Annotated in this window: 6 protein-coding genes and 1 pseudogene; 5 read left to right on the plus strand and 2 right to left on the minus strand. The window is 43.5% G+C overall.

Annotated features, from left to right (window positions below):
- The first annotated feature begins 12 nt into the window (after nucleotides 1-12).
- A complete protein-coding gene (locus ACTF6W_RS06080) occupies nucleotides 13-1,752 on the plus strand; it encodes an amidohydrolase (protein WP_438993656.1) in 1,740 nt (579 codons plus the stop codon).
- Nucleotides 1,753-1,858: 106 nt separating this feature from the next.
- Nucleotides 1,859-2,287 (plus strand): GNAT family N-acetyltransferase, encoded by a 429-nt coding sequence (locus ACTF6W_RS06085; RefSeq protein WP_438993657.1) that lies wholly within the window; start codon nucleotides 1,859-1,861, stop codon nucleotides 2,285-2,287.
- Between the two features lie 49 nt (nucleotides 2,288-2,336).
- Here ACTF6W_RS06085 and ACTF6W_RS06090 read toward each other — a convergent pair whose 3' ends face one another.
- The gene (locus ACTF6W_RS06090; protein ID WP_438993658.1) at nucleotides 2,337-2,714 is read right to left on the minus strand and encodes a RidA family protein; all 378 of its coding nucleotides are present in this window, start codon (nucleotides 2,712-2,714) and stop codon (nucleotides 2,337-2,339) included.
- Nucleotides 2,715-2,851: 137 nt separating this feature from the next.
- On the opposite strand from ACTF6W_RS06090, the gene ACTF6W_RS06095 reads away from it, so the two are divergent.
- The 3 genes from ACTF6W_RS06095 (at nucleotide 2,852) to ACTF6W_RS06105 (ending at nucleotide 6,139) form a co-directional block, all read left to right on the plus strand.
- Complete coding sequence (locus tag ACTF6W_RS06095) at nucleotides 2,852-3,472, plus strand: LysE family translocator (protein WP_438993659.1); 621 nt, start codon at nucleotides 2,852-2,854, stop codon at nucleotides 3,470-3,472.
- A gap of 84 nt (nucleotides 3,473-3,556) precedes the next feature.
- Nucleotides 3,557-4,843 (plus strand): DEAD/DEAH box helicase, encoded by a 1,287-nt coding sequence (locus ACTF6W_RS06100; RefSeq protein ID WP_438993660.1) that lies wholly within the window; start codon nucleotides 3,557-3,559, stop codon nucleotides 4,841-4,843.
- A gap of 366 nt (nucleotides 4,844-5,209) precedes the next feature.
- Nucleotides 5,210-6,139 carry a GGDEF domain-containing protein gene (locus tag ACTF6W_RS06105; RefSeq protein ID WP_438993661.1) on the plus strand — a complete coding sequence of 310 codons (930 nt, stop codon included), beginning with the start codon at nucleotides 5,210-5,212 and terminating at the stop codon, nucleotides 6,137-6,139.
- 64 nt (nucleotides 6,140-6,203) lie between these two features.
- Here ACTF6W_RS06105 and ACTF6W_RS06110 read toward each other — a convergent pair.
- A pseudogene (locus tag ACTF6W_RS06110) lies at nucleotides 6,204-7,053 on the minus strand (hypothetical protein); the annotation flags it as partial.

Here is a 7,053-nt window from a genome sequence, read left to right on the forward strand (position 1 = left end):
AAAGGAGAGATAATGAAAAAATTATCATTTATTTTGGCAACAATGCTGCTCGCGGCATGTGGATCGGAACAGTCATCCGCCCCCGCAGCCGATGAAAACAGCGGCCCAAAAGCAGATATGGTTCTAACGAACGGCAATGTTTTAACCGTTGAAGAAGCCATGCCAAATGCCGAAGCCGTCGCCATTGTCGGTGACCGTATTGCCGCCGTTGGCTCATCCGCTGAAATCGCCGCATGGATTGGTGACAGCACAGAAGTCATTGACCTCGCGGGACAAACCGCAATGCCCGGCTTCATCGAAGGACACGGTCATTACACAAGCTACGGTGACAGCTTTTACCGCCTTGAACTTAGATATGACAGCAGCTGGCAGAAAATCGTTGATAAAGTCGCCCGCGCCGCAGAGGGCGCAGAGCCCGGCGAATGGATTGTCGGTCGTGGCTGGCATCAGGACAAATGGACCGTTAAGGAAGACATCCTTGTTGACGGTGTTCCCATTCATGACAAGCTTTCCGCCGTAAGCCCAAATAACCCCGTAATGCTTATTCACACGTCCGGTCACGGCGTATTCGCCAATCAGGCCGCCATGGACGCAGCCGGCATTAAAGGCGACACCGTTCCACCAGAGGGCGGCGAAATCGTCCTGAAAGAAGACGGCACGCCATCAGGCATGATGCGTGAAGCAGCACAAGATGCTATCCGTGCCTCATTCGCCGAATTCGAAGCACTGCGTACACCAGAACAAGCCGAAGCTGAGCTGCGCCGCGCCATCATCACCGCCGGTGAAGAAAGCCTTAAATACGGCATCACATCATTTCAGGACCTTGGCACCACATACGCGGAAGTGGATTTACTGAAAAAAATGGCCGACGAAGGCAGCATCCCGGTCCGCCTTTGGATGGCGTTTGATATTCCTTATGAAGAGCTCGCGATCCCCGGCAAGCTCGAAGAATATCGTATGGTTGGTTATGGCAATAATTTCCTAACCGTGCGCGGTATCGGTGAAAAGGTGCTTGACGGTGCCCTTGGTACCCATGGCGGTTGGTTGCTCGAGCCATACACAGACATGCCAGAAAGTTACGGGCTTAACGTCGTCCCCGTTGAGGACATCAGAAAATCAGCCGACCTCGCCCTTGAATATGGCTATCAAATGGCCATTCAGGGGATTGGGGATCGTGCCACACGTGAACTTTTGGATATTTACGGCGCCATTAAAGAAGCCAATCCGGATGCGGACCTGCGCTGGCGCATTGAGCATCCACAAGTAATCCACCCGGATGATATTCCGCGTTTCGCCAAATACGGCGTTATTCCAGCGGCACAAGGCATTTTCGCATGTTCCGACGGCACATGGGTTGAAGACAGGCTTGGCAAGGACAGAACGCTAGAACGAAGTTACCTATTTAACACGCTTTATGAAGCGGGACTGACGCCCACCAATGGTACTGATCCCCCTGTTGATGAAATTGATCCGATTGCAAGCTTTAAATGTTCCGTAACACGCGAACTATCGGACGGCACCATTTTCCAAGGCGGCGAAGTTTATACCCGCGATGTGGCGCTTTACAGCTACACCATGGGCAACGCCATTGCCGCATTTGAGGAAGACATCAAAGGATCGATTAAAGTCGGTAAGCTCGCCGACATCGCGATCCTCAGTCAGGACATCACAACCGTTCCTGACAACGCATTAATGGACACCACGGTCAACATGACCATCCTCGGCGGTAAAGTGGTTTACACCAAGGAATAACCCCACTCGGTCACTCGCCGACTTGATTGGCGAGTCCATTTGGGAAAACTAAAATTATAATAGATTCGCAGATCAAGTCGGCGAATGACATAAAAAGAAAATAAAAATGAAAATCATTCCCTACTCAAATGACCATAAGGCGGATTATCTTGGGCTTTGGTACCGCGCCACAAAAATCGGTCACCCTTTTCTATCCGAAGAACAGCTTAGCGAACAGCGTGACGCGCTCGCCAATACCTATCTTGATATGGCGGAAGGCTATGTGATGATGGATAACGGCACACTGGTCGGTACCCTCGCCCTTTTCGATAATATGATAGTCGGCCTTTTTGTTGATCCGGATTTACATGGCAAAGGCATCGGTAAAAAACTGGTCGAATTCGCCGCCAATCTCAAAGGCGAGCTTCTCGTCGAGGTTTTCGAAGAAAACGTCGGCGCCCCCGACTTTTACCGCGCCGTCGGGTTTAAAGACCATGAAGAAAAATACGACGAAAACTTCCCGGATCATAGGTTGCTGATTTTAATGCGCTCATAATAAATTAATCAAGGTGAATCGTGTTTCACTTACTTACTTAATTACTACTCTATTCACAAGCCGCAATCATTTCAACTTCAACACCAAAGCCATAATGTAAATCTGACACTGGCACCACGCACCTTGCGGGTTTATGATCGTCGAAAAATTCTGCATAAATTTTATTAAAATCGGGCCAATTGGCGATATCGGCTACATAGACGGTGGCTTTAAGGACATCGTTTTTTGTGCACCCCGCCTCTTTTAAGATAGCATCCGCGTTCATCAGCACTTGTTTTGCTTGTTTTTCGAAATCATTCACATCGATATGATTACCGTCTTTGTCGATCGGAATTATGCCTGATAGATAAAGCAAACCGTTGTGTTTAACCGCTTGTGAATAATGGCCGCCGGGCGGCGCGGCATTTTCTGATAAAATGAATTTCATATTTTTTTCCTTTTTAAGTCAAACACGAGGGTACGAAATGGCCCCTTTATCGTCAATGCTGTTCATGTAAGTTATAAATGATTTGCGCATTTAAATTCTGTTGATTAAAGTTTAGATCATTAAATAAGGACAGATAGATGAGCATTGAATTTTTGATTACGTCGATTGCGGTGATTTTGTTACCGGGCATTGGTGTTTTATATACAATTGCCGTTGGGCTTGGACGCGGATTTCGCGCAAGCATTGTGGCGGCGGCGGGTTGCACAGTCGGTATATTACCGGCGGCGCTGGCGAGCATCATTGGATTAGCGGCGATTTTTCATACGAGCGCGCTGGCGTTTCAAGTGGTCAAATATTTAGGTGTGCTTTATATGCTTTATATGGCGTGGAATATCCTGCGGGATGGTGGCGCGCTTGATGTTAAGAAGGGTGACATAAATAAAGAGCCCGTTTCTATGATGCGTACGGCAGTTAAGGGTACTTTGATGAATGTTTTAAATCCTAAATTGTCGCTTTTTTTCCTCGCGTTCCTGCCGCAATTTGTTGAGGTTGGACATCCGGACGCCACGGCGACCATGTTTTTGCTCGCGGGGGTTTTTATGTTGCTAACCTTTATTGTGTTTTCAGGGTATGGGCTTTGTGCGTCCCTCGCCCATGAATATGTCATCAAACGTCCCGGGGTTTTAAAATGGTTAAAACGTTCATTTGCCGCAACCTTTGGGTTTTTGAGTGTACGGCTTGCGTTAAGCGATCGTTAGTAGACTGATCTAAACGTTGACATTCCTGCGATTATCCCTATTGTGCGCGGTATATTAGATAATCAATAGGAAAATAAGCACCGTATGAGTTTTGAATATTTGGGCCTTAGCGATAACGTACTCGCCGCCGTGAGTGAAGCAGGCTACACAGAGCCCACCCCCATTCAAAAGAAAACAATTCCAAGCACCCTGCAAGGGCGGGATATACTTGGCATTGCTCAAACCGGTACCGGTAAAACGGCAAGCTTTACACTTCCGATGATAGATATCCTCTCCCAAGGACGCGCCCGCGCCCGCATGCCAAGGTCATTAATATTAGAACCAACACGTGAACTCGCCGCGCAAGTGGAAGAAAGCTTTGATAAATACGGTAAAAATTCAAAGCTTACATGTGCGCTTCTTATTGGTGGTACCGATTTTAAAGGTCAGGTACAAAAACTTGATAAGGGTGTTGATGTCTTAATCGCGACACCAGGCCGTCTGCTTGATCATATGGAACGCGGTAATGTGATGCTTACGGGTGTTGAGCTATTGGTGGTTGATGAAGCGGACCGGATGCTTGATATGGGATTTATTCCGGATATTGAACGCATTTGTAAAATGCTGCCGAAAAAAATACAGTCACTTTTCTTTTCCGCGACCATGCCGCCAGGAGTTAAAAAACTTACGGATAGCTTTTTAAAAGATCCAAAAGAATTTGAAGTTTCCGCACCAACAACAACGGCCGTGACCATCGAACAAAAACTTGTGAAGTTTAGAGGCGACGACAGCTTAAAACGCAAAGTGCTGCGTCACTTGTTGGATGAGAATGATATTAAAAACGCGATTATTTTCTGTAACCGCAAAAAAGAAGTGAAGATCGTTAATAAGTCGCTCAATGTTCATAAATATAGCTCTGCGGAACTTCATGGTGATTTACATCAAGACACGCGAATGGAAGTACTCGCCAAATTTAAAAAGGGCGAAACACAAATATTGGTCGCCAGTGATGTTGCCGCCCGTGGATTAGATATCCCCGATGTGGGACACGTTTTTAATTTTGATGTGCCAAATATCCCAGAGGATTATATCCACAGAATTGGACGCACGGGACGCGCCGGGAAAGAGGGTAAATCATTCACCCTTAGCACCCAATATGATAAGAAATATTTGGATGCACTTCTTAAGTTTCTGAAGAAGGATATACCGCTTCTGGAACTGCCCGAAAACATCGTTAAAGAGTCGCCAAAAAAGAATCAAAAGGTAAATAAAGTTAAGAAAAATTACCAAAAAGACGATGTAAAAATCAATTCAGAAGAAAAAGTTTCTAATAAAGGTAAGAAGGTCATTGTCGGCATGGGAGACCATGTTCCAGATTTCCTAACACGTTAAATAGTTGAATATATTCAATTTTTTTACTAAAAATTACATTATAACATGACAAAACTATAGTTAATTTTTTCTTAACTAAGCTATTGATTTTTATCAGCTTTTCTTATTATAAGTAGTTAACTTTATATTAAATATATATCTCATATACTTCATTGTAATTGGGGGGATATGTTAGTTCTAGATTTGCGTATATTAGAAAACAATAATAAAAGAGATCTTAAGTAAATGACTAAGTTTTTATCCGATAGCGACAAAGAATTCATCTGGGGAAATTCCAGCAACGCTATTAGCGTGATGACCTAATATCAGGTCGTTCCAACGCCGAAAAATTATCATCTTTGGTATACCTATTCTGCTAAGTCCGATATGAATTTAACCAAAGTCGTCGACAGCATGATTGAAAAGAAGATGACATTTAACGAAGAGCTTAGTGAAAAGCTTTACGAGAAATTCTTCTCTGCTGAAAAAGAATTAAAAACGATCGTTGAAACTGGTGCGACATTCCAAAAAGAATTAAAGAAAATCGTTTCCGTCTTAAAAGAAACCGGTGAAGACACAAGTCTGCATACAAATACATTGATGGAACAGATGAGTAAGCTCTCCGACTTTGAAGGAGCAAATGAATTAAAAGATATTGTTAAAGTAATTATTGACGATACTGATAAAATGCAGGCTCAAAGTCAGAAACTTGAAAGTAAGCTTGAAGAAAGTACTTTTAAAATCGAAAGCCTGCAGTCGAATTTAGAAAATGCCAGAATTGAAAGTCGCACGGATGCCTTAACGAATATCGGTAACCGCAAGTTTTTCGAAGAAAAAATTGAAGAATATGTTACGAACCATAAGAAGCTCGGACACGACTTATGTCTTATCCTTTGTGATATCGATTTCTTTAAGAAATTCAACGATAACTTTGGACACCAAATCGGTGATCAAGTGTTAAAAGTTGTTGCCCATGTGATCAAAAAAGAATTAGGACTTCAAGGTTCAGCAGCACGTTACGGCGGCGAAGAATTTGCCATACTGCTTCCTAAAGCGAAACTTGGTGATGCCATTGAACTTGCTGATCATATTCGAAAAGTAATTTCAGAACGCATTATTAAAAATAAAAATACGGGCGCCAATTTTGGTCGCATTACGATGTCATTTGGTGTCGCCAGTATGAATGCGAACATGACCGCAGATGATTTAATTCAGAAATCAGATTCAGCGCTATATTTATCAAAAGCAAACGGTCGCAACATGGTTCAAAGTGAACTTGAACTAGATCAGGTCGTAGACGGAAAACAAAGCGCCTAATAGCAATTTAAACAAATATCAAAGTGCCATTTCCATTATGGGTATGGCACTTTTTTTATGGGATTTACTTAAATCCCATATATATTTCGAGCTGCGCGGTAATCCCTTTGTTTTTTAATCCAGCCTGACGGGCTTTGGTAAGGGCTTCTTTGGCTGAGTTCTTATCAACATTGAATAAATGTGCCGCAAGGATCATTGATGCACGATCCCCGGATCCGCAATGAACAAAAACATCGCCGTCATCGGTTTCTGAAATTAGGTTTAGTGCTTTTTCAAGCTCCGCTAAATTTAATTTGTTATCTTTAATATCGCCATAGCGGTCATTATAAATACGCGCGCGCATGAATTTCAAGCCAGCTTGTTCAACGTACTTTTGTTCTTCAAAACCTTTATTTTCTTTTGCGGCGCGGTTCGTAATCACCGTTGTTATGCCGCGCTCTTTCATCATGCTAATGGCTTCTGGGCTTGGTTGGCTCGCGATATAAAAGTTTTTATATTTTACAACATTTTTTAAACCGCCAAACGGTTCAACTTTTCTAACCGTTTCTTCGATCATTTGATGATAGCGCGGCACGCCCCATTCTGATTGTAGGCCAGCCGCCGTTGCCATTTTAAATGCCTCTTCTTTTGAATAGCCATAATCGCGATATAGAATGGCGCCCAATGTTGATGCAACGCGCTGTCCATGGCTGCAATGAAGTAAGATTTTCTTACCCTTTTTTGATGCTTTATCAATTTCTTGTTTTATTTCTTCAAGCGCAGTATGGCTAAATCCTACTTCAAAAGAAGGCTCGGTTAGATAAGGAATTTGTTTATATTCAATCCCCTGCTCTTCTACGACGGCTTTTTCATCAAACCCGAGATCTTCATTAAACTCACGGACATTGATAACTAGATCAAAACCTTTGTCTTTA

It is taken from the genome of Pseudemcibacter sp. (assembly GCF_965661635.1).
In the GTDB taxonomy this organism is placed as follows: Bacteria; Pseudomonadota; Alphaproteobacteria; order Sphingomonadales; family Emcibacteraceae; genus Pseudemcibacter.

Coding starts and splice junctions, on each gene's coding strand:
- ACTF6W_RS06080 (WP_438993656.1), top strand. CDS start 13: ATGAAAAAATTATCATTTATTTTGGCAACAATGCTGCTCGCGGCATGT.
- ACTF6W_RS06085 (WP_438993657.1), top strand. CDS start 1,859: ATGAAAATCATTCCCTACTCAAATGACCATAAGGCGGATTATCTTGGG.
- ACTF6W_RS06105 (WP_438993661.1), top strand. CDS start 5,210: ATGAATTTAACCAAAGTCGTCGACAGCATGATTGAAAAGAAGATGACA.
- ACTF6W_RS06090 (WP_438993658.1), bottom strand. CDS start 2,714: ATGAAATTCATTTTATCAGAAAATGCCGCGCCGCCCGGCGGCCATTAT.
- ACTF6W_RS06095 (WP_438993659.1), top strand. CDS start 2,852: ATGAGCATTGAATTTTTGATTACGTCGATTGCGGTGATTTTGTTACCG.
- ACTF6W_RS06100 (WP_438993660.1), top strand. CDS start 3,557: ATGAGTTTTGAATATTTGGGCCTTAGCGATAACGTACTCGCCGCCGTG.